This is a genomic window from Burkholderia sp. BCC1985, from assembly GCF_905339915.1.
Lineage (GTDB): Bacteria > Pseudomonadota > Gammaproteobacteria > Burkholderiales > Burkholderiaceae > Burkholderia.
Window position 1 is genome coordinate 1 of sequence record NZ_CAJPGY010000118.1, and the last position, 989, is coordinate 989.

The window sequence follows — 989 nt, forward strand, 5'->3', positions numbered from 1 at the left end:
CTCGCGTGCGCATGCTGGTGCACGTTGCATGCATTCGCGCAGCCGCACATCGCGGCGGCCGCCGCGCGTTGCAGCGGTGCGCCGCTGCGCTGCGTCGCGCCCCAACCGCCGTAGCCGCCGTACTCGCGCACCGGCGACCAGTCCGGCATCGCGGGCGGAATCGGCGCGTCGTGCGACGCGAACGGGCCCGCGCCCCACACGATCTTGCCGCCCACCACGGTCAGCAGTGCGGTCGTGCCCGCGATGTCGTCCTCGGCGCACGCGAAGAAATCGCGATCCGGGACGACCACGTCGGCCAGTTGCCCGACCGCGATGCGCCCTTTCTTGCCGACCTCGTTCGAGAACCACGTCACGTATTCGGTCCACATGCGCAGCGCGGTCTCGCGATCGAGCAGGTTGCGCTGCGGGTACATGCGCAGGCCGCCGATCGTCTTGCCTGTCACGAGCCAGGACAACGACACCCACGGGTTGTACGACGCCACGCGTGTCGCGTCGGTGCCGGCCGACACCTTGAGGCCCTTCGCGAGCATCTTCGCGACCGGCGGCGTCGCCTCGGCCGCCTGCGCACCGTAGCGCTCGACGAAGTATTCGCCCTGGTACGCCATCCGGTGCTGCACCGCGATACCACCACCCAGCGCGGCGATGCGGTCCATCGATTTTTCGGTAATGGTTTCCGCGTGATCGAAGAACCAGTTCAGCCCTTCGAGCGGGATGTCCTTGTTCACCTTCTCGAACACGTCGAGTGCGCGGCTGATCGTTTCGTCGTAGGTCGCGTGCATGCGCCACGGCCAGCGGTTCTGCGCGAGCACGCGCACGACGCCCTCGAGATCGTCTTCCATCTGCGCCGGCAGGTCCGGGCGCGCGACGCGGAAGTCCTCGAAGTCGGCGGCCGAGAACACCAGCATTTCGCCCGCGCCGTTATTGCGGAAATAATCCGTGCCGTCGTGATACTTCGTGCTCTTCGTCCAGTTCACGAAGTCTTCCTTCTC

1 protein-coding gene is annotated in these 989 nt (G+C 67.0%); it reads right to left on the reverse strand.

Annotated features, from left to right (window positions below; all coding sequences use genetic code 11):
* On the reverse strand, nt 1-989 hold a 989-nt coding region (locus U4Z31_RS36905; protein WP_321812987.1), incomplete at both ends, for an amidohydrolase family protein.